We start from the raw sequence: 22,453 nt of genomic DNA, 5'->3' as shown, positions 1-22,453 counted from the left end.
TTTGTTTTTATTTAGTCTAAATAATATTAGTGATTTTTATAATAGTTTTTTATGTTACAACACAGGCGTTATATAAGTATTTTTCTAATAAGCTTCATTGCCTTATTAAGCTCGAACATCTATGCCGGCACGGCCAAGGACGACTCTAATATTCAGACCATTATACATTTATTGGACTATCTATCAAAAGATTATCCAGCAGCGGTTAAAGATGGTGTCATAGTTAACAAAGGTGAATACCTTGAAATGAAAGAATTTAGTGAAACCATTCTCTCACTAAGCCAAAATCTTGAGCTCTCCATAACGCAGGCGGATCAGATACAGAGGGATTTGATGGATTTGAGGACAAATGTACTAAACAAAGTTTCCCATCAACAAATAAAAACGGTCACTTCAAAGGTTAAGTGGGCTATTATCAGCTTTACAGAATTTGAAATTAGCCCACCTAATTGGCCAAATATTGATAATGGACAGAAACTATTTCTGAACAATTGCATTCAATGTCACGGAGTAAGCGGTAATGGACAGGGCAAACTAGCTATGGGCCTAAACCCGGCACCGACCAATTTCTTGATCGATACCCTTATGCGTGAGGTTTCCCCCTTTCAGGCTTATAACACTATCAAACTTGGTGTAGAAGGAACTGCAATGCAAAGTTTCGGAATGTTGAGTGATAAAGAAGTATGGGACCTTTCCTTTTATATCAAATCCCTGAGATTTAATGCCTCTTCCGCGGATTCGCTTGAGCTAAAGCAAATATTTGATAAAGTCTCGAATGAAGTTTCCCTAAAAGATGTGGCTACTCTATCCGATAAAGAATTGATTCAAAAGTTGGGCTACAAAGATTCCGTTACTTATAAAAAATTGAAAGCTTTAAGAATTTTTTCTCTTCCCGAGAACTCGACCGAAAATAGTCTTGTTGTTGCAAGAAATTACCTGAACGCTGTTCTATTAGATTATAAGGAAGGCAATAAAAAATCGGCACGTCAAAACGCCTTGAATGCGTATCTCGAAGGTATTGAACCATTGGAAGTACGATTGAAAGCCAACGACCCAGAATTTACCTCACAACTAGAGCAGCAAATGATGGCCGTTAGACAGGCTATAGAGAGCTCTAAAAGCATTTCCACGGTACAAGCTGAAATCGGTGCTGCGCTATCAATGATAGACCGTGCAGACCAATTGATGAGGGATACGAAGCTCAACTATTGGCTTTCTTTTTTCTTGGCAGCTTCTATTATGTTGCGCGAGGGGCTTGAAGCATTCCTTATCATTGCCCTGATCCTGGCTTTAATAAAAACTTCTGGTACAAAAAAAGCACTCCCATATGTACACGGAGGGTGGATTATGGCCATTTTAACAGGTATCGCAGGATGGTTCCTATCAGATTGGATAATTGGTATTAGTGGTAAGAACCGTGAGATTATGGAGGGGTTGATTTCTTTAGTAGCGGTAATAGTGTTAGCATTTGTTGGGTTTTGGCTGCATAATCATTCCCATTCAAAAAAGTGGAAGGAGTTTATAGAAAAAAGATAGGAAAACAACTAAGAGGAGAAAAAATGTTCGGATTGGCTGTATTTTCCTTTATGGTGGTATTTAGGGAAGCCTTTGAGTCCATCCTTTTCTTACAGGCCATTAACTTAGAGACCAAAACTGGCGATGGGTCTTCCATAGGTTTGGGCGTAATTGCTGCTTTTGGACTGATAGCATTGCTTGCAGTTATTTTTGTGAAATATTCCAAAAGAATTCCGGTAAGGCAACTTTTTAGATATTCTGCTTGGGTGATTACCTTATTAGCGGTCATTCTCATTGGTAAAGGTATTCACGCAATTCAGGAAGCTGGTTGGCTTTCAGTTACCGGTTTTCCTGTGTACCTAAAAATTGATTGGCTGGGCGTTTACCCAACTACCGAAACTTTAATGGCACAAATGATACTTTTTACCCTTTTGATGGTAATATATTATTATAATAATAGCAGGAACAAGCTGAGGATGAACTAACTAAAAAAGATGTGTGTAAATCAATTTATAGCCTGAAGGCCACATCTATTTTGAATATTCAAAAAATTGAATACACATGAAAATTGAAATCTTTGAATAAATGGTCGAGTTATTAAAAACTCCATTTTTAAAAAAAATCGGTTCAAACTTACTAAAGAAGATGTTTTATGTTGAAGATTTAGAAAAACCTCCTGAAATTGAGAACCCTAGACGGAACATTAGACATATACATACCCTAAATAACGCAAAAATTAACCATTATATTTATAGGTCACAACAAGTCCTATTTTATGATACATATAATCACAACTGGCGGTACAATTGAAGGGGTGGACCATGATCCACAAGAAGATAATACCCATGAAAAAATAATTTCAATAGAGCATTTTTTTAGGTCTGCCAATGTTTCATTTCCCTATTCGATTGAAAATGTCCTTAACAAGGACAGCCGTTTTATTACAGACGAAGACCGGGAACTTTTGGTTAAGAAAATAAAGGCTTCGGACACAGCTAAAATAGTATTAACCCACGGTACTTTCACTATGGAAGATACCGCAAAATATATCGGAAAACTTAACCTGAACAAAACGATAGTCTTAGTTGGCTCATTCGTTTTAGGCTCATCCTATGGCACAGATGCCCCATTCAATTTAGGTTATGCAATATGCTCTGTACCATTTCTAATACCAGATGTTTATGTAGCTATGAACGGCACAATATTCAACTGGAAGAATGTCACTAAAAATTTAGAAACCAACAAATTTGAGCAGCTATGAAAAGATTAAATGTTTGGAACATCAATACATTGGACGACTTTCTTCTATCTTCTATTAGATACGGTCATTGTATTGTGCACAATCTACTATTCGACCAGAAAAGATTCTAGTGGTTACAAAAGGTTTCTGTACTTAGGCATTCTGTTCATAGCATACAATTTAACCGGTGGGTTCTTACCAACTGAATATTTTCTAGGACCTATTATTATTCAGTACATCATAACCTATGGAGTTGCCATTGCTTTGTGCATTTATATCGTTTATTATCTGTACAAAGAATACGATATTGAGGTCTTAAAATATAATTCCTCTATCAGAAATTTAGCAATTGTTGCATCGGGAAGTTTCGTTCTGTTTTTTTTGATTCCATACTTTTTTACCAATTCTTTGGACTCTGCGAGATTACTTTTTACCGTACCCATCGCTTGTTTGGCTTTTGTTTTTCTTTGGATTTTCCATAAGAGAATTTCCAATCCGAGCAACCCGAATGATTATATTTTACGGCGTATCCGGTTGTCTATGGTTAGTATTGGAAGCATCGCTTTGCTGCCAATATTAACCGTTATAGGGGACTATCAATGGTTAACCTTTACTATTATGAATGCAGCGTTTTACGCCATTACAATAATTGAAATAGATAGGTATTTGTATTTCTTGGAAAACAAAACAAAAATGTACGAGGTATTTGCAATGAGCAGAGAGCAGGCACTCTGTCTGCCCGAAACGAAAATTATTTACGAGGATTTGACCAGAAGAGAAATCGAAATTACGCTATCGATTTTAAGCAATCTGAGCTATAAGCGCATTGCTAAAGACTTGTTTATAGCAGAAAGTACAGTTTCTAAACACGCATCCAATATTTATAAAAAAACAGGTGTTAAAAACAGACGGCAATTCATACATCGATACCGCAAAAAATCAAAATAGCAAGTAATAGGGGATAACAACGTTTTTCGTAGGAAATTACGGTGAGTTCCGTATTTATCTACGGATTAAAATACTTGTCCTTATAGAACAAAGGTCTATTTTTATAACGGTTCTTTAGATTCCCCTGTGATTAAAACTTTCTACTTTATAAGTACACTTTCTACACATTCGCGAACTAAAGATGCCACTACAAACTAAGCGACCTATCCTAAGAATACCCGTTAAACTAACGGCAGAATTAAATTTATGGTTGCAAATGGACTTACAAACTTTAACAAAGGAACTTCTCGTCAAGTTGAACGAGATAAGCCTCGAAAATCTACCGATTTTGGAACGGGCACATCGTTCTATAAAAGTTTGTAGAAATTTGCTCAGTATATTCAAGCGTGAAATTCTGGTCAATGATTTCGACTCCTTAAATGACGAAATTTACTTCTTTAAACAAACCAAACAGATACCGTTGGCAGAACTCATCTACTTCTCTGAAATTCATTCTTTTGAAATCCAATTTCCCAAAGCCGATAAAGCCGCACAGCTAAAATTCATCAAGAAAAAGATAACCAAGCTCAACCGCTTCTTTTTATATAATCTTGATTTTGGGCAATATATCAAATCAGGGGCAACCCACTTTGACAAGGAATACTACACACGCGATCACCTGGACACCTATCACATAACCACTTCAAAATTCTACTTCCAAGACCCAGATTTTTGTACCCCAAGGGATATGTTGTTGGGCAAGTACAAAGCGTATGATTCATTGGTAGGATATATGAATGAAAAGCAACTTAAAATCAAAAGTGGCTTGAACGGAAAATACTTGAACAGAAAACCTGCCGAAAAAATCGATTGGCCATTCTCGAACACCGATTGGGTAGAACTCGTTTATGCGCTTTACGCTGCTGGACTATTTAATAAAAATAAGCTGAGTATTGTTAAACTTTCCAAGATGTTGCAGGAAATATTCAACTTTGAGCCAAAAGAAATCTACAAATCCTTTCAGGACATCAAAAATCGTAAAAATAGCCGCACACTATTCCTCGATCAACTTGCTGCCTCCCTGCTCAAAGAAATGGATAAAAGCGAGGGATAATAAGCGTTCCCCAACTTCCACACTCTCTTATCACATCGTCAATTAAAGACCGTACTACGGTTGACCTATGGTCTTTTGTTTTTAAATACCGTCTGCATATAATTTAGTGTGATTTAGCTCACTATTTCTAATTTACAACCCTCAAAACACCTCAAAAACCATCAAATTTCAATATGTTAAATTTTCACCGTACTACGGTCGTAATGGGGAATAAAATACAATAAACCGGCCCAAATTTGTAGAACGAAAGTCAAATCCTGCGAGGGGCTATCAAAACTAGCTTAAAGCATTTTGGTAGTCCCTTTCTTTTAAAAAAATCTATTATGCCAACAAGTATTATTACCACAGACGATCTTCGGGAATTCAAAATGGAATTGCTCGATGACATTAAAAAATTGCTTTCCAATCAGTCTAAAGGAAAGCTCAAAAAATACCTTAAATCTTCCGAAGTGATGGAATTGCTTCAGGTAAGTCCGGGTACACTTCAAAACCTTCGCGTCAATGGCACCTTGCCCTACACGAAAGTGGGCGGTATCATTTACTATGATGCCGAGGAAATCCAGAATGTAATGACCGCAAATCGTGTGCAGCACGAATTAAATTCTTAGGCGATGAATTATATAAAGCTTCTCAACGCGGCTTTTGAAAAATTCTTCTTTGATGACCGCTTGAACCCAACGCATATCAGCCTATATATGGCTTTATTCCAGGAATGGAACAGCAGCCGCTTTGCCAGTGAATTTTACGTAAACCGGCGCGAATTGATGCGGGTGGCCAAAATAGGTTCTAAATCTACATATCACCGGTGTGTAACCGATCTAGATTCTTGGAAATATCTTTTTTATTATCCGTCCAATAATCCATACAAAGGCAGCAAAATCAAGATGGCCATTATCGGGACAAGTGATGAACCGGATTTGGGACTGTACGATCCCGAATTGGAACAACTTGCGGAACGGTACCATCCCATACGTGAACCGGTAGTGTACCAGCACCATCCCACCAACGGACAAGCTGTGTACCCTCACCGTCCCGTGAGTGGACAAGCATTGGTATCTAATATAAACAATACCAAACAGGTAAACATTAATAAACAACCAAATGGCAGGCAGGCCGTTTTAGATTTTTTTATTGAAAAAAGTTTTTCTGCTGATGAAGGAAAAAAATTCTTGGAGCATTACCAAGCGAACGATTGGAAAACGAGCGATGGAAAAGAAATTAGGGATTGGCGTGCCGTAGCCATCAACTGGATGGATAGAACCGAATTATTTACCGAAGAAAACAAACCATACAAAACGGGAGCGTCCCAAATCAAGGACAACTTGCGAACCACTAAAACTAAGGATTATGGACAACCCCTCTAAAATAACCGAAGGCGGCGTGGAATACTCGCTGGGCAAGTTTGACGGAAAATGCGTGCTCTACGATTTCCCGAAAATCCTGATTTACCTGAATGCTAAAGGCAAACTGCTTTTTGGGAAGAAATTCAAGATTTACGATGAGGACAAAGATATTCTGCTGAAACTCTGTTCCTACTTCATCAAAGACAAGGAAAACTGCCAAAAATTTGATATCGATGTTGAAAAAGGGATTTTACTTTCGGGCCCAGTAGGGTGCGGGAAAACCAGTTTATTAAAACTTTTACGGCATTTAGTGCCGTTGCAACGCCCTTACGAAATGATCCCTTGCCGGAATGTGGCATTCAGTTTTAACCATCTTGGTTTTAAAACCATCGAGGATTATGGAAACACTAAGTTTTTCTGTTTTGATGACTTGGGGGTAGAACCTGCCGGGAGGTTTTACGGTAAGGATCTGAACGTGATGGGTGAAGTTCTTCTATCGCGTTACGAACTTTATCTTCAGACCAAACACAAAATCAAGACCCACGCGACAACAAACCTAAATGCAGAAGAATTGGAGGAACGTTACGGTAACCGTGTTCGTAGCCGGATGCGGGAACTGTTTAATCTGATTGCATTTGATGAGGGGGCTGGGGATAAGAGGAAGTAGATTATTTTTTGAAGGATTTATATAACAAAATCACTTCTGAAATAAATTGGGCTATAATATCCTTCAAACTCTTTGTTAATTCTAAAAAAATATCTTTCATAATTTTAATAGTTTTTGAATAGATAATAATATCGATAGTGCTATGCGTTCAATATTGTTGCTGTCTGAAATATAAAAGCTCTCATCTTTATTACTCAAAAAGCCTAATTCCATCAGCAAAGAAGGGCAAAGACCAACTGTTTCCCGTAGCACCTGAAAATTTGCAAACTTCACACCTCTACTCTCTAAACTCAGCTTCTTATTTAGGTCATCTTGCAGTTGAAAAGCAAACCAAGTAGAATGATCCGAGTATTTGGATATAGCGTTAGCCACATAAAGTTCTATCCCTCTCGCATCCGGATTATCTGAATGATTGCAATGTAACGACACGAACAAATTAGCATTCAAGGCTTTGGCCAGCTTAGTTCTGTCCGATAATGAAATTAACGTATCGTTATACCTGGTCAAGTAAATATCCAAAGGTTTATCCAAATCATTATTCAACCTTAAAATATCATTAGCAATGGAAAAAACAACATCCTTTTCTTGGATGCCATTTATGCTAATTGCACCGGAATCTTTTCCACCGTGTCCGACGTCAATCACGATTCGTTTTTGAGCAGTCGGTTCTTGCCCAAGAATGATGCACATTTTTAGAAGCAAAATCACAAAACTGACGTTTTTGAGCACTTTTTTCATTTTCAATTTTCGGGTTATGAACAACTTCCCTTCAAAAATCCATAGGATTTGATGCCAATTAATAGCAACGGAATTCAAACAGAATCAAATAATATTTTATTCACAAATATTTGATTTTCAGTTATTTACATTCAAATATATGTAAATTTCCAATAACGAAAATGAACTAAAATTTAAACCGTTCCGTTATGAAAAAATCAATCTACTTGGCAATGTTTCTTTCGTTGCTCTCAAAATCGCTTTTTGCACAAATCGGAGGGATAGAAGATTCCGTTGATGATGTTTCGAATACCATTAGGGTTATTTTTCCAATTCTCCTGGGTGTAATTTTTCTAGTTGGTTTCCTCTTTAACGCAGGGCACTTCTTTGGAGAAAATGCCGATCTCAAAAAAGGGATTACTCGTGTTCTGGTCTTTGTTTTGATCGCCGGCGCGGTCGTAGGAATCTTTACCTACTTAATTGGAATTGTGGTCTAAACCTCGCAGAGAGATTTATTATCCAAGCACTATGAAAAAATTCGAGGTATATAAGAACATCAGGAAACGGGCGGTCATATTCGGGCTGCCCATTTCCCTGTTTGCCTTGATGATGGTTTCCATTTTGGCTTCGCTATTAATCATCATTTTCTCATTCAGCTTTGGGATGATTATAGGTGTGTTGGTCTTCAACGCTTCCCTATATGTGGCGCTGACGAGGATAGCACACAATCCGCAACTGTTCCAAATGGCAAAGGCCTTTCCAAAAATCATTAGTAACAAAAGAAATTCCGGTTTTAATTATGAACAAGATTAACCTTTCGGCATATCAACCCATTGCAGATATTCAGGACAATATCGTATTTGTCAATAATGGCAACGTTGTCCTATGCTATAAAGGCAACCTGCCTGAAATATATTCGCTTTCCGAAAAGGATTTTGAGGATATGCACGGTGCGTGGTTTCAGGCTTTGAAATCCTTACCGGTCGGCACTGTGGTTCACAAGCAGGATATCTACCTCAAAAAATCATATGCTTCAGAAAAGCTTCCGAACACAACTTTTCTGGAAAAGGCTACCCACGAGCATTTTAAAGGTCGTAGCCACATCGAGCACAGCTGTTATTTGTTCTTCATTCTGACGAAAAACAAAGCACTCAACAATCCAAAATATGTCAATCCCTTCAGAAAAGTTTCAAAGGGAATCGTACAGGAACTGGATGATAACATAAAGAGTTTCGTAAACTCGGTAAGCGACTCTGTTTCCTTTATAAACAATAGCCGAAAAATGGCGTTCTCTCCGCTTAAAGCGGAAGAAATACAGAAGCTTACAAGTAACTACTTCAATGGATTTAATGAAGGTTATGATACAGACATTATCCTAGATAAAAAAAGCGTCAATATTGGCGAAAACCATTTTGATGCCCTGGCCATCAATAGCGAACTGTGCTTTGGCGAAAGTGTACAGAGCAGCAAGACCAATGAGAAATTCACTTCAGACGATTTTGTATTTCATCAAGGGTTTATTGATGGCTTAGGGCTTACGCTTAACGAGAACCATATCGTTAATCAAATCCTATATCTGGAGGATAAACAAAAGTGGCGAAAGCTGCTCGACAAGAAAGTAGAAGAACTGAACAAAAGCTCAAACTTCGGTTCCCAGAATAAGGTGGTACTCAGTAAAATCCAGCACATCCTTGACCAAATCAATGCTGATGATAATGCCCGAATTATTCGTGGTCATTTGAATATTGTTTATTGGTCAAAAGATGCCAAAGAGCTTGATAAGATAACTTCAAAAATTAAGGCTGAATTTAAGGAATTGGATATCATACCGTATTATCCAAGAGGCGAGGAACGTAAAAATTACATCCTAAATAGCTATTGTTGTTTCTCTTCCAATTTTTCAAACAATGATTTGTATGTAACTGATTTGAAACACGCGCTTTGCCTGTTCATCAATAATACCAATTACAAAAGCGATAACACCGGAATCATCTTTAATGACCGTGAGCATAACATTCCTGTTTTAAAGGATGTTTGGGACGAAAAGAAGAAAAGAATAAAGGCACGAAACTTCGCCATTTTTGCACCAACAGGTGAAGGAAAATCGTTCTTGGCCAATAATATTCTGCGTCAATATTTTGAAAGTGGCGTTCGCTTGGTCATCATTGACCTCGGTGGATCCTATACCAAATTTGCCAAACTCTATCCTGAAAAATATACCGTGCTTAGGTACGAAAGTGGAAAGAACCTTGGTATCAATCCATTTTATATAAGCGATACTAATGACCTCACACCTGAACGTTTGGAAGACTTGTCCGTTTTCTTGTTTGAACTCTTTGCTTCAGACTTAAAAGTCACAAAAGCGCAATCGGTATCGGTCAAAAAGATTCTTCGCCATTATTACGATAGCACTTCAGAAAATCACTCTTTAGATGGTTTTTACAGCTTTATAGAAAGGAATCAGGAAGACCTTCTGAGCACCTTAAAAATCCATCCCGACTACTTCAATGTCACGAGCTTTTTGCACGTAATGTCCGAATATGTCGGCGATGGTCTATATAGTTTCCTGTTTGAAGTGAGCGAAGACCAAACCTATAAAATTGAAGACAAACGTCTGATCGTTTTTGAGTTGGATGAAGTAAAGGACAATAAGGAAATCCTGTCCGTAATGCTCAAGCTTATTAAGTCAGCCATCCAAAGAACCATTTGGAAAAACCGAGCTGAAAAAGGCATCATCCTCTTCGATGAGTTCGCTAAACAACTAAAGTTTGAAAACGTGCTGGAAAGCGTCGAGTTCTATTACCAAGCCATACGTAAGCAAAATGGTGCTATTGGAATTATTTTACAATCCATCAACCAACTTCCAAATAATTCAACTTCAGCAAGTATTCTTGAAAACACACAGGTCATCTATAGCCTGAACAACGAAAAGGGTTATGATGAACTAGTCAAAAGGCTCAATCTATCAAGCCACGATCTCAACCAGTTAAAATCCATTAAGAACAATCTTTCCGGTCCACGCAAATACACAGAAATGTTTATCAAAATAGGTCGTGAGAGCAACATCTTCCGGCTCGAAGTTCCGAAGGAAGTTTATGCCGCCTACCTGACCGATGGACAAGAAAATGAGAAAATAATGAAGCTATACAATGAGCATAACGATATGGAAAAAGCAATAATGCAATTCACATCTAAATCATAATATTATGAAGACGAAAATCAAAATTTTAGTAATGACAGTAGCCCTCACTTTTTTTATGTCAGGCAATGCTACTGCCCAAGGAATGCCAGTATATGACAACACCAATTTTATCAGTCTGGTAAAATCTTTGGTAGAATCTGCGAAGCAGACGAGCCAACTTATCAAGTCTGTGAAATTTCTAAAAGATGCAAAAGAGGCCGTAGAAAAAGTATCCAGTGTTGTCCAACAGCTTAGGGCTGTTGAGGAAATTGGACAGAACAATCAGCGCCTTATCAACGTAATGCAAAATGATTTGCAGGATATTTTAAACTCGCCTTATATCAAACCAGAAGAAGTTTCAAGGGTTGTGGAATCTTTCGACGCCATAGTTCAAAACTCATTAAACACGGTGGATTTTATCGATGAAGTGCTGTCCAGCGATTACCTAAAAATGAGTGATGCCGAGCGTGCTGAAATTCTAAAAGCAAAAGAGCTGGAATCAAAACAGATGGTTTCCAGCATCACAACGAAAACAAAACGCTATCGTGACATTATTTCCTTTAGAAAAATGCAGGATAAAGTCAATAACCGAGAAACCGAATACTAAAAATGACCGCCACAATTCTCTTAGGAATCGGACTAGAATATATCGATACCGTTTTCCAGACCATACAGGCTAGCAATTTTTCGCAATACACAATTGCGGGAATGAAAACGCTCGCTGTCCTGTTCTTTTTGGTCAACATCCTTAAAAAGTATAACGAAGGCGTTGCAGAGAAGGACGGTTACACTTGGGGATTGAATCCTGGTGAATTGGTCAAGAATTTTACCATTGTCATCTTGGTCATATTCTCAACTCAGGTATTGGGATTTTTTGATGGCATCTTAGTGGCCATTGAAGGGCAATATCGAGGGACTGCACCGGCTTTATTGCCATTACAAATGCAGGATATTCCAATTGAAGAGGACGTGAGTATCATCGAGGTGGCACAAGCGGCTATGACACTTCTATATGAAGCCTTGGTAACACCGCTCTACGGTTTCGAAATATTTACCTTTATTATCAGTCTTTTCCTATGGATATTGGATTTGTTCATCTATCCACTGTTTTTGGCAGAACGGTTTTTTCTACTCGGAATTATGCAAGCATTTTTCCCGTTGGTCATCAGCTTAGCAGTATTTGAGAAATTCCGCTCGCTCGCTTATACGTTCTTCAAACTGTATGCAGCGGTGTATATGCTGGTGCCTGCTTTCTTTCTGGTCAACGTTTTTGTCAATGCCCTTTATACCGAGATAAATACCAACTTTTGGACAAACCTGTTTGGAACGGACGTTGGCCAGGGCTTTTTTGCACCTGTAGTTCAGTTAGGGTCGGTTGGCTTCATCGTTTTCCTAAAATTCAAATTGTATAGACGCGCCACGTCATTCACGCTCAGATTATTTACTGCATAAGGCAGATTAAAAATGAAAATATGAAAACACCATACCAGAATATTTATAACGTCCTAAAACTGAATCGGTTTATCGTTTTTGCAGTTGTCGTCTGTGCTTTGCTATCCAGTACCTTTTCAGTTTGGATGGCATTCAAAACCAATCAAAAAGCCCTTAATAGTGCCTTTGCTATCAATACCGATGGCAGTATAATTCCGCTGAAGCTCGTAACCCAAAAGGAAAATTTTCGGGTTGAAGCTTTAGCACATTTGGATCTGTTCCACACCTACTTCTATAACATCGATGCCAGTAATTACGAACGCAATTTGGAAAAGGCATTGTGGTTGGGCAATAGTTCTGTGGACAATCTCTACCGCCAGAAAAAAGCGGATGGTGTTTACAACAGGTTGCTTCAGTATTCCTTGGTTCAAAAAGTACTGAGCATCGATTCACGAATATCTGAAAATAATGGCTCGTATAGTTTTACAACAACCACCATTTTTGAAATCAATAGAGGCTCAATAAAAGATACCTATGAATTGGTTTCAACTGGCAACTTAATGATGGTTGATCGGAACTTCCCGAACAACCCACACGGACTTTTGATTACAAACTATTTCGAGAACACCTTAAAGAAAATATCAGATGAAAGTTGAAAGCCGATAATCGGCACTTAAAAACTCACTCTTATGAAAGTAGAAAAAAACAAGATAGTATTTGCCGCGGTTTTGGCCGTGATTTTCATATTCCTGATTTCCTATTCTGTAATGGTAATGGGCGATGATGAAAGTGAAACTGAAAACCTTAAGCAGACCTTAGTGCCAGATTTGGAAGAGGACCAAAAAGAGTACGATTCCAAACTGGATGCTATTAACGACCTGAAAAAAGTGCGTGAAAACAATGCACCCAGCATCTATGATGAAAAGCTGATTGATTCATTGGGATTTTACGACCCAGATTTACCGGAACGCGAAAAAGAACGTATCGTAGATAGCATTTATGAAGCTGGCAAGATTCAGTATTCAGAAAAACGATACCAAAACTTGGGACAGAAAAGAACTATTCGCAAAGCGATACCAACAATCGATTCTGCTGAAGTAAAAAGGGAACAAAAAATTCAAGCGAAAGAATTGGGCTTGGAACATCAATTGTTCTTCGCTACTTCGCCAAAACCTAGCGCCATTTCAGTCATCGGGAATACAGATGAAGCTATCTACGTGGTTGTGGATGGCGACCAAGTAGTAAAAGCTAACACCAGATTGCGGATGCGCCTGACCAAAGCTGCTACCATCAATGGTAAGCTAATGCCAAAGAACACATCCGTTTTTGGTTTTATCAGCTTTCAGCCTAATCGTGCACTCATTGAAATTGAAAACATAAAGCACCATCCTACTAAACTCAAAGCCTTCGATTTGTCAGATGGTAGTGAAGGTATTTATGTGCAAAACAATTTTCGGGCAGAAGCCACTACCGAAGTTCTGGACGATATTATTAGCGACATCAATATTCCAACTGTTCCGCAAGTTGGTGGCGTAACAAAGGTGCTCAGACGTAGCAACAGAAATGTAAAAGTTACGGTACTGAACAATTATAAACTCATTCTAAAACCCAAATTATGAAAACATTCATCTCAATTTTAATACTGGTGTTGATTTCCGTCTTCACACCTCGACTCTGTTCGGCACAAGCTACAGCGTTAAAAACCAAAGTTCTGGACACCATTTATGCTAACGATACCAAAAATGTTGCGCTATTCTTCCCAGAACCCATACGACAAGGCATAACCGGTTCGGACAATTTTGTTTTTACCTACAACCGTGAAAATGAACAGTATTTTGGGCTACTTCAAGCAAAGCCTGGGAAGGAAAGTAATTTGCTGGTAATCAATAGAAATGGTTCGATTTTTTCGTATATTGTAAGATATAAAAAGAAGATCTCTAAGCTCAATTATTTCATTCCGCTATCAAATAGTATCGGTAATGAAAAACCGATTTTAACTGATTCAGTCCTTGTTGAATCTTCTGAAGAACTTGTAGATAACAGCACCTATTATTTCCAAAAATTCTGCTCGTACCTTCTTGAAAGAAAACAGCGAATAGGGCGAATCAAGAAGCGAAACGAAGGTATTATCTTGACCGTAGAGAATATTGTTTTTGATAAAGATGAACTCTATTTTGTTATCGAAATTGAAAATAATTCTACGTTGGATTACGATTTGAATTTCTTAAACCTTTCCATCGATACTCGTCAAAAAGGAAAAAGAAAATCGTTGCAGCGGCTCTATCAAGAACCGATATACAAACATAATCTGCCGTCTAAGATTAAGGAAAATGAAACGGCTCGCTTTGTTTATGTGATGCCCAAGTTTTCATTGTCCGATGACCGTCGAGTAATTTTGGAATTGAATGAAAAGGATGGCGAACGCAATACAGAACTAAAAATATCACATAGATATATTAATAACCCAAATTAGTAATGTTATGAAAAGAATAGTCATTTGTTCGCTCGTACTGTTGTTCCTTTCTTGTTTAGAAAGCACAACAAAATCTCCTTCTGAAACTGCCAAAGTTGTTGCAGAAAGCTTTTTCTCAAAAGATGAATCAGCCTTGAAAAAACATACCACTTCAGAAGGATATGCCAGTCTGATTACCGTACAGAATATGATGCCAGATTCTGATAAAGACATCGAGGTAGAAATTTTAGATGAAGCTGTTGATGGCAAACTTGCCTGGGTAAAATACAGCACCACCTACGATGGGAAAACAGGAATTTTTAAACTGGCTAAAGAAAATGGTCAATGGAAAGTTACCAGCAAAGGACCAAGAGAGAAAGGACCTTTTTGAAAAATAAATTTTGAATTTATAGAGTAGGCCTAATTCGTGTTTGAACTCGTTGCCTAATTTCTTCATAAATTTTTATGTCATTATTTTCCTTGACTTCTAAAGTAACAGACAATCCATATTTAATTGACAGTTTTCCAAGCTCAGATGCGTCTTCTCTGCAATTCACTTTTATTTCTAAAAAATCTCCATCAACAAAGACGTCAGCCTTGTCCCCAATAAGAATATCGTGTTGCACAGTTCCTAATTGTGTGGTTCGGAAATCATAATATGATCTATCTAATTCGAGATGATTATTATGCTTAAGATTATCAAAAAATAATTGTGCTTTACGATATTGTCTTGTTTTAAAATTTAGAGGACTATTGTAAGCTAAAGTTATTGTTAGTTTTTTATCAATCCTTCCCTTAGTAAGTGATGGCGGCAATGGAAATCTATATAAATGGGCTTGGCCATCGTAAAGCTTTCCGTATCCGATAATGGTTACTCGTTTCTCAGTGCAATATAAAATGCGTTCTGGATCTATACCCCCATACCCTAGATAAGGCAATACGTTTTTTTTTGAAGTATTTGCAGCTGAGCCTGGTAAATCCTTAATTAGTTGCAATAAAAAATCTGAACTTTTACTCCAACTAGCACTATGTACCAATAAACTTTTAATAATTACAGTAAGAAAATCTGATGGTATAGATTTATCTCCAGAATTATTTATAGAAATTAAAACATCATAAAGTTGGGCAGCAAGACGAGATGTCAAAGCTGCTGCATTTGAAGTACCACACAAATACCCAGACTTATTTATTTGTCCTAAAATACCTGGAAATGCAGATCTGTTTCCGGGAGGATTTACATTAAATGGGCTTGATTCTAATTTAAGAAGCGTTTTCCCTGGTAAATTTTGAATTGGAGATTTTCGAAATAACTTCCGCCCACCTGACGTTATAATTTCTGGCTTTATGCTCCTTCGGAAACCAAAACCAATCCGGCTTATTGGAGATAATAAGGAGGATGACTTAATCAGATTTTTCCTTTGGTATAAATTATTAGGCTTTGAGAAATCAAAATGTGCCGCACCAACTGTAATAGAATTTATTGATTCAGCTGGTGCCAAAATCTTTCTATTAAAATTTGTCCTAACTATTTCCTCTAAAGCTAATTTTTGTACTTCATCATCAGAGAGATTATCAAATTCATCATCTGGGATTTCCAAAGCGATATCGTCACTAAAATTTCCAGCACTAATTACAAATAAGATATCGTATTGATAAGAAAGCCAATCCAGTAATTTTGCCCAAGAGCTCATATTGTTTAAGAAAGGTCTAAAAGCGTCTCCAATAGAAAAATTAATGATCTTTACCTCAGGGGCTACTGGAGGATTGTCCGCATCTCCCACTTTCATCCTTAGAACAGCCCTATGTACTAAATCTATTGGTAAAACGTCATCTGGAAGACATTCTCCTTGATAAAGTTGTGTGTCCAATTTCATTATAGGGCGGACATATAAGGGTCTTTTTAATATCGATTTTTTCTCATTATCTAAATCCCCGTGAATAATAAGAGAAGCCATTGCGGTACCGTGAAATCTTTGATTACCCGTATAATTACTGGAGAAACCATCAGGATCATCAATTTGTAATCTATTTTCTAATAGAGAATGATTTGCTAAGGGAAGACCATCAAAAAGTGCAATGACTGGATGGCCATCTGTGGGTTGTTCATCATTTTCTTCAACATTGGGCAACTTTTTTAATTGCTCAATATCTTCAGGAGTTTCAAAAACCATCTGTCCTACAGGACGAAAAAACAAAACTTGTTGCGATTTTAAAAAGGAAATATTCGTATTCTCCGTAAGATCATCAAATACTTGAATTGGAGCCCTTGCAATAAAAGCGTGATATGATATCTCGGAGATTATAGTCCTTGAACCTTTCACTTCTTCTCCGTTATGTAAATTCAGGAAACGGATTACTTCTTCATAGGCTATTCGATTGGCTTGGTCACTATCTTTAAAGGCCAATTCTATTTCAAATCTTACGAAATCAAAATCGTACAATTTTCTTTCCTGAATATATTTTTCAATACCTGTATCACGTACCCTATCACTAACATTATAGGGTCTAATATCCTTTAATTGTTCAAAAAGCGATCTGAATTTTGCAGTCCCTCGCTTAAAATTTTGTTTTTCTTTATCTTTCTTATATTCTCGCCAATATTTCTGAAGTTCTTTAAGTGCCCTTTGGTTGGTCATAGTGAGGTAAAATCTGGCATCAACATTTTCTTCAGATCTATTACCGTTTTTATCTATGTTATAGAAATCATCTTCTGCCTCGAACTCAGTCTCATATTCAGCTAAAAACTCCATTCCTAGAGTCATTTTCACAGCTTTAAAAAAATCTTTTATTTCTCCGGCAGTTTCTAACACTAAGATCATTTCAGGGATAATATTCCCTACTTCCTTTTGTAGTGAGGCTGACCTATTAGAAAGTACACGATCTAATTCCGTTATCTTTAGTTCATTTCTTTGAATTTGTTGAGTTTTGGTTGGGATGAACATTTTACCAGGAAAACCTTGTTTTTTAGATTTTTCCGCACTTATAGGGAATGGGAACAAAAGAATTGGTTTTTTAACCATTCCCTAAAGAATATTTATGCTCCATTTGAACAAGGCATTCATCCACTAACCTTTTTACGTTTACGTCAGGGAGCGACAATATATATTTACGTTCAACATCGAGGATAAACTCTTCAATCTCAGCAAAATTAAGACCTTCGAGCTTATTTGCTATTTTATCAATAGGATATTGCAAATCGTATTTAACACGCTGTTCAAAGTTTTTGAGCCAAATCTTTATCATTGACTTATCCGGAGCTTTTAACTCCAATCTTACTTGGAACCTTCTCCATACAGCCCTATCCAGAAGTTCGGCGTGATTAGTTGCTGCGACAACTACGACATAGCTCGGCAAGCGATCAATCTGAAGAAGTAATGAACTTACAACTCTTTTAATCTCACCCGTTTCGTGAATGTCCCCACGTTCCTTTCCTATAGTGTCAAATTCATCAAAAAATAAAACACATTCTTGCGTTCTAATAAAATCAAAAGTTGTTTTAAGCCGAGTAGCGGTTTCTCCTAGGTAACTACCAATAATACCATCATATCTCACAACGTAAAATGGAATCATTAAAGATTGAGCTATGACTTCTGCGAGAGAAGTCTTTCCATTTCCAGGAGGACCTGCCAATAGAATACGATTTCTAGGTTCTAAATTATAGGATCTCAATAAGTCACTGCGATGGTGTTCCTGGATAAGGTCTTGAATGACGGCTTGATTTTCGTAATTTAAAATCACATCATCCAAAGTCTTTTGAGGGTAAATGCGATATAAAAAACTGTCTAATCCATCTTCCAGTAAACGATTATGTATAGGTTGGTTGGATTGAGGCTTCGAGGCTTTGGAAAGTGCATCTAATAGTTGTTGAGCTACAATATGATGTTGTTTACTCTTTTCTTCGGCAATAATAGATTCAACAACCTTTCTAAAAAGGGTATTGTCTCCGTTAGTTCCGGCTTTAACTAATTTTAATAATAAATCTGCTCTTGCCATTTGTACAAATATAATATTCTGATTTGTTAAACTATAATTTAATTAAAAATTGATCTCACTTCCTGATAAACTCTTTCAAAATTAGCTTCTAAGTCAGCCTTGGAAAATTGCTTTTCCTCCTGAGGAACCTGTCTTTGAATTTTCTGCAATTTGAACTGCACCTTTTTATCCTCCCCATCAGCATAAGTAATAAACTCCCCCTGCTTTAAGCGGAAAAACACATCTGCCCGTATTTTGGGTGTTTCCCGTTCCCCGGTAGTAATGCGTGTATCAAAATCAAGACTATAACCACGGTTGATGCTGGTAGTTTCCTTTTTAACGATCTCGAAAAAGCGTTCATAATACTTAGCGGTGTCCGGATCATTGACTTTTCCGAAGAATTGATAAGAAAGATTACTCAGAATTGCTTTACTCGCCTTATCACCATACATCATATCATTCTGGATCTTGTCCTGCATTACGTAAACTGTAGCAATATCATAACTTCTTAAAGTAGCCGGAATGCGGTGCATATTTAATAATCGAATTGTTGGTGCTTCTTCCATCAACAAGAAAGAAGGCATACAATTGCGCACACTCATTTGTTTAACGATGGTATGAATTATTGTGGCTATAACTGGCGAATAAGAGGTCTCAAATTTAGGATTGTTCACTACTGATACCACAGCAGGATTTTCCGGATTATTAATATTTAATGGCACTTCATCTGCGGAAAGAGCCATAAAAATATTTTGAGTACTTATGCGTTTCAGAGCATTGGCCAGGGTACTTTTTACACCCGCGGTCTGTCGTTCGGAATCTTTGCCGCTAATAAAGGCATCTGCCATAGCTCTGGAGGTGGTATTGGTCTCTAAAAACTTTATGAGACTATCCGTGTCCAAATATTGATAGATGGCGATTAGATGGGGTAAGGTGCAGAATTGTGGATAGGATGTTTTCAGTTTCCAAATCAATCCGCCTATCAAACCTTCAGCTGCATCGTTAAAAAATTTAGAGGTACCCGTGGTTCCCATTTCCCGCTGTTCCAGAAGATTTTCAATAAGTACCCGGGAAATCTCATTTACACTTTCTTCGTTTTCAAGATACCGGGGTGCAATGGGGTTTACCCTATGAATAATTTTGTCAAAGGAGATTATACGAAAAGGAATATCCCAATTTTTAAAAAGCGGATACGCCATTTCGGTAAGTTCAAAATCCTTATAGTCGTGAATAACCCCACAGAAGCTATGTTCTTGGAAATGTTTTAAAAATCCGTAAACCACGCTTTCAGTTTTACCACTTCCGGCAGATCCAATAATCGAAGCTCCACGTTTGATATTTTCAATTTTAAAACTTTTCTTATCTGTTTTAAAAGTTACACGATATTTTTGAGAGGTATTTTGCTTTAAATCCGGTTTATGCAGAAAAACGTAAAATACCGTATTGACCAACAATAGAGGACAACCTAAATAAAGTAGTGCTTTTATCATATTATGCGGATAATACAGATAGGCTATTAATCCCAAAAGCAGCACAGTATTTAAGAAAAAGGCATATTTTGAGATCCGATACAGTCCATAAAATACTGAAGCTGTCAAAACGATAATTAATAGTATATGTAGTGGATTGGCTAGTTGCATTATTGTTTTTCCTTAGATACCTATTGAACTTGATTTTATAGCGATGTCCACACCACGCCTCAACCGATTAAATACTTTCATTGCCAGTTGTGCCTGGGTAACCGGAATATTTGGTAGCATTGGAACATCACTTTCCTTCATCATTTTAAAGGCGATTGCCCTTTCATTGATGGGCAATTTCATCAGCGATGCAAAATAGATTTTAGGGTTTTTGATAAAATCCTTCCGAGCCTTATAGGTCTCTGCAAAGTTTCTTTGATAGACAAAAGTCCTGTCAAAGGTCTTTTCTGCCTGGTCAAAAAACTGATCACGGTGAAAGCCCCGTTTTACATTCTTACCGTGCATCTCGACTTCCGATGCCTTATGCTTGCTCCCTGGTGAAAGGCTAAAGGTATTGGAGGCATCCTTTCTGCTTACAATGATATGGATATGACTTTGATTTCCTGCCTTTGGCATCCCCTGGACAATTCGCTTTCCATCCTGTTGGTGCGAAGCTTCCTTTTCCAATCGATCAATTCCACTCTGCAATAATTTAATATTGCCTTCAGATCGCCCCTCCTTAATGTTTCTGATTTTTGTTTTGAGCTGAAGGATTTTCGTTGCATATGGCTGGTTTTCCCTAATCTGCCAATCCGTTCCCTTAAAAGTTCGTTGGTGTTCTATTTTTGCGTAATATTTTATATCATCGATGCTAATCGGTCTTCCGTTGATTTCCCTATTGAAGGATGCCACATAGTTCTTCATCAGTTCACGGGTGTATCTTTTTAGATCCTCGCTATTGTTCTGTAACCGGTTCAGTTCATATTTGGAAGGGCTGACCGTAATCGAATAGAATTTTGGTTCCGTCTTTTTGAGTTTGGAACCATTTCCATCAATTTCCTTTACAACTTCATCCGCTGATATTTCATCATCATATTGATTGAAAAAATGTTCCATAGATCCCTGCTCCAGATCCTGATTTTCCTTCTCCAGGTAGCCCACAAAATCCGCTGAACTTTGCGAGTAATTGTTCCCTAATTTTTGAGGTGTGATGGTAATGTACATAGCTCAAAAATTTACAGATTGTTGTTCCCGTTTAGCTTTTCTCGAAAGCGTACTTCATTCTTTTCTTCAATGATTTTCTTTTCCAAAATTAACGGTTTCTTTTTGGGTTCTTCGGTTTGAAATAGGGATTCTAACATTGCTACAGTGGGTTTGGTCTGGCTCTTTTCCATATCCCTCATAATGGCAATCACCGCATTGATTCGCTTCTTGATTGAAGCTTCGATTGTCCTTCCCGTAGGTCCTAGTTTTTCTTTTGGGGAAATTTCGTTGTAGAAGAAAAAGTCAAGCATTGTTTCTAATGCTTCGGTGTGTGATTTGAAGTGTGTTCTTGAAAATTCCTGAAAACGTTTTGCCGTTTCCTTTTTAAACCTGATGCCGATAAATGAGTCCATAATTCGCCGATTTGTCGCAAATCCTTCCCTAAAAATGGGCGTTTGCAGCGTATTTGTCGCAAATTGTAGAAGGTCGGGAATTTTATATTTTTTCAAGTTACTGAATATCAGTTATTTGAAAACGAAAAGGAGTGCCAAACATCGCATCGCGTGTTACCCTCTTGCTACTCCTTTTCGTTCGCCACAGGCGAACGAAAATTCCGTACAATTTGGTCAAAAGACAATTGCCAGTTCTAGGGAAATAATTTCCTGTTATGTGATTTTTCGATGGGCAGGGCTATCGGCGAAAGTCAAAAAATGGATGACCCTACGTAAAATTGAATGCTGTATTTCAGCGAAATAAAGATAACAATTTTTTATTTAATTGAATGTGTTTAAGTAAAAAAGACCTCTGAAAAATTCAAAGGTCTTTCCGTTAATATTTGAACAATTTCAGATATTAAACACATAGGTGTAACTGTATAAATTCCGTAGTGCTTCTTCCTCGATCATCACATCAAAATTGGTGTGATGTTCTTTTGAATAGTTCCGAATGTCATCGCCAAATTTTTGCTCAACGTCGTTTTTTGAACTTTCCAAAAGCCGTTCTTGGGCTTCCCCGTTCAGGTCTGAAAAATTTAGATAAATCATAATTTTTAGGTTTTTGAAAGGGTTAATATTCGCTCGGCAGCATCAACGTATTATCCACAAAAAATAACCGTAGTTCATCCAATGGAAAATCCGTTACATTATATCGGTGGGTCTCAAAAATATTCCCGTTTCCATCGCTATAAATTATCTCGGCTTCGTACCCAGAATGATCCTGTTTTTCCTTAGAT

Annotated in this window: 23 protein-coding genes and 1 pseudogene; 16 read left to right on the top strand and 8 right to left on the bottom strand. The window is 37.5% G+C overall.

All coding sequences use genetic code 11. From position 1 onward, the window contains the following. The first annotated feature begins 51 nt into the window (after positions 1–51). From RM549_RS18410 to RM549_RS18375, 7 genes and pseudogenes are all read left to right on the top strand, one after another. Positions 52–2,000: pseudogene (locus RM549_RS18410) on the top strand (FTR1 family protein). A gap of 290 nt (positions 2,001–2,290) precedes the next feature. After that, positions 2,291–2,776, top strand: a complete 486-nt coding sequence (locus RM549_RS18400) for an asparaginase domain-containing protein (RefSeq protein ID WP_311687480.1) — start codon at positions 2,291–2,293, stop codon at positions 2,774–2,776. A gap of 9 nt (positions 2,777–2,785) precedes the next feature. Next, positions 2,786–3,703, top strand: a complete 918-nt coding sequence (locus RM549_RS18395) for a helix-turn-helix domain-containing protein (protein WP_286949900.1) — start codon at positions 2,786–2,788, stop codon at positions 3,701–3,703. 256 nt (positions 3,704–3,959) lie between these two features. After that, a complete protein-coding gene (locus tag RM549_RS18390; protein WP_268225809.1) occupies positions 3,960–4,796 on the top strand; it encodes an RteC domain-containing protein in 837 nt (278 codons plus the stop codon). A gap of 323 nt (positions 4,797–5,119) precedes the next feature. Then, the gene (locus RM549_RS18385; protein ID WP_268225808.1) at positions 5,120–5,404 is read left to right on the top strand and encodes a helix-turn-helix domain-containing protein; all 285 of its coding nucleotides are present in this window, start codon (positions 5,120–5,122) and stop codon (positions 5,402–5,404) included. Between the two features lie 3 nt (positions 5,405–5,407). Beyond that, positions 5,408–6,160, top strand: a complete 753-nt coding sequence (locus RM549_RS18380; RefSeq protein ID WP_268225807.1) for a hypothetical protein — start codon at positions 5,408–5,410, stop codon at positions 6,158–6,160. Then, a complete protein-coding gene (locus RM549_RS18375) occupies positions 6,144–6,806 on the top strand; it encodes a P-loop NTPase family protein (RefSeq protein ID WP_268225806.1) in 663 nt (220 codons plus the stop codon). Before RM549_RS18380 ends, RM549_RS18375 begins: the two co-directional genes overlap by 17 nt. A 96-nt stretch (positions 6,807–6,902) precedes the next feature. On the opposite strand, the gene RM549_RS18370 is transcribed toward RM549_RS18375, so the two are convergent. Then, on the bottom strand, positions 6,903–7,544 hold the full coding sequence (locus RM549_RS18370) for an N-acetylmuramoyl-L-alanine amidase family protein (protein ID WP_286949906.1): 642 nt from the start codon (positions 7,542–7,544) through the stop codon (positions 6,903–6,905). Between the two features lie 188 nt (positions 7,545–7,732). Between RM549_RS18370 and RM549_RS18365 the strand changes: the two genes are divergently transcribed. Genes RM549_RS18365 through RM549_RS18325 form a run of 9 tightly spaced genes read left to right on the top strand, consistent with a single transcriptional unit; the run spans position 7,733 to position 14,978 of the window. Next, positions 7,733–8,020 carry a hypothetical protein gene (locus RM549_RS18365; protein WP_311686802.1) on the top strand — a complete coding sequence of 96 codons (288 nt, stop codon included), beginning with the start codon at positions 7,733–7,735 and terminating at the stop codon, positions 8,018–8,020. Positions 8,021–8,051: 31 nt separating this feature from the next. Beyond that, positions 8,052–8,336: a hypothetical protein gene (locus tag RM549_RS18360; protein ID WP_311687472.1), complete on the top strand. Its 285-nt coding sequence runs from the start codon at positions 8,052–8,054 to the stop codon at positions 8,334–8,336. Continuing rightward, positions 8,323–10,725 (top strand): TraG family conjugative transposon ATPase, encoded by a 2,403-nt coding sequence (locus tag RM549_RS18355; RefSeq protein ID WP_311687470.1) that lies wholly within the window; start codon positions 8,323–8,325, stop codon positions 10,723–10,725. The genes RM549_RS18360 and RM549_RS18355 overlap by 14 nt, the downstream gene beginning before the upstream one ends. A gap of 4 nt (positions 10,726–10,729) precedes the next feature. After that, positions 10,730–11,311 carry a conjugal transfer protein gene (locus RM549_RS18350; protein WP_311687468.1) on the top strand — a complete coding sequence of 194 codons (582 nt, stop codon included), beginning with the start codon at positions 10,730–10,732 and terminating at the stop codon, positions 11,309–11,311. A 2-nt stretch (positions 11,312–11,313) separates the two neighbouring features. Beyond that, positions 11,314–12,156, top strand: coding sequence for a hypothetical protein (locus tag RM549_RS18345; RefSeq protein ID WP_311687466.1), 843 nt, complete (start codon positions 11,314–11,316; stop codon positions 12,154–12,156). 20 nt (positions 12,157–12,176) lie between these two features. Next, positions 12,177–12,791, top strand: coding sequence for a conjugal transfer protein TraK (locus tag RM549_RS18340; protein ID WP_311687464.1), 615 nt, complete (start codon positions 12,177–12,179; stop codon positions 12,789–12,791). A 33-nt stretch (positions 12,792–12,824) separates the two neighbouring features. Beyond that, positions 12,825–13,754 (top strand): conjugative transposon protein TraM, encoded by a 930-nt coding sequence (gene traM / locus RM549_RS18335; RefSeq protein ID WP_311687462.1) that lies wholly within the window; start codon positions 12,825–12,827, stop codon positions 13,752–13,754. Next, complete coding sequence (locus RM549_RS18330; RefSeq protein ID WP_311687460.1) at positions 13,751–14,608, top strand: DUF4138 domain-containing protein; 858 nt, start codon at positions 13,751–13,753, stop codon at positions 14,606–14,608. Before traM ends, RM549_RS18330 begins: the two co-directional genes overlap by 4 nt. Positions 14,609–14,615: 7 nt before the next feature. Continuing rightward, positions 14,616–14,978 carry a hypothetical protein gene (locus RM549_RS18325; RefSeq protein WP_311687458.1) on the top strand — a complete coding sequence of 121 codons (363 nt, stop codon included), beginning with the start codon at positions 14,616–14,618 and terminating at the stop codon, positions 14,976–14,978. A gap of 16 nt (positions 14,979–14,994) precedes the next feature. Here the strand turns inward: RM549_RS18325 and RM549_RS18320 are convergent, their stop codons facing one another. The 7 genes from RM549_RS18320 to RM549_RS19505 form a co-directional block, all read right to left on the bottom strand. After that, positions 14,995–17,607, bottom strand: a complete 2,613-nt coding sequence (locus RM549_RS18320; protein WP_311687456.1) for a S8 family peptidase — start codon at positions 17,605–17,607, stop codon at positions 14,995–14,997. Next, on the bottom strand, positions 17,600–18,580 hold the full coding sequence (locus RM549_RS18315; protein ID WP_146831869.1) for an AAA family ATPase: 981 nt from the start codon (positions 18,578–18,580) through the stop codon (positions 17,600–17,602). Before RM549_RS18315 ends, RM549_RS18320 begins: the two co-directional genes overlap by 8 nt. Positions 18,581–18,618: 38 nt before the next feature. Next, on the bottom strand, positions 18,619–20,199 hold the full coding sequence (locus RM549_RS18310) for a type IV secretory system conjugative DNA transfer family protein (protein ID WP_311687452.1): 1,581 nt from the start codon (positions 20,197–20,199) through the stop codon (positions 18,619–18,621). A 12-nt stretch (positions 20,200–20,211) separates the two neighbouring features. Next, on the bottom strand, positions 20,212–21,243 hold the full coding sequence (mobB, locus tag RM549_RS18305) for a MobB family relaxase (RefSeq protein WP_311687450.1): 1,032 nt from the start codon (positions 21,241–21,243) through the stop codon (positions 20,212–20,214). An 11-nt stretch (positions 21,244–21,254) separates the two neighbouring features. Next, positions 21,255–21,635: a BfmA/BtgA family mobilization protein gene (locus tag RM549_RS18300; protein ID WP_139067549.1), complete on the bottom strand. Its 381-nt coding sequence runs from the start codon at positions 21,633–21,635 to the stop codon at positions 21,255–21,257. Positions 21,636–22,067: 432 nt separating this feature from the next. Continuing rightward, entirely contained in the window at positions 22,068–22,265 is a 198-nt protein-coding gene (locus RM549_RS18295; RefSeq protein ID WP_139067548.1) for a hypothetical protein, read from the bottom strand. Between the two features lie 22 nt (positions 22,266–22,287). Then, a partial coding sequence (locus RM549_RS19505; protein WP_349254680.1) for a DUF6876 family protein occupies positions 22,288–22,453 on the bottom strand: 166 nt, incomplete at its 5' end.

Source organism: Autumnicola patrickiae (genome assembly GCF_031846525.1).
Lineage (GTDB): Bacteria > Bacteroidota > Bacteroidia > Flavobacteriales > Flavobacteriaceae > Autumnicola > Autumnicola patrickiae.
This window is presented reverse-complemented; position numbering and strand designations above follow the sequence as displayed.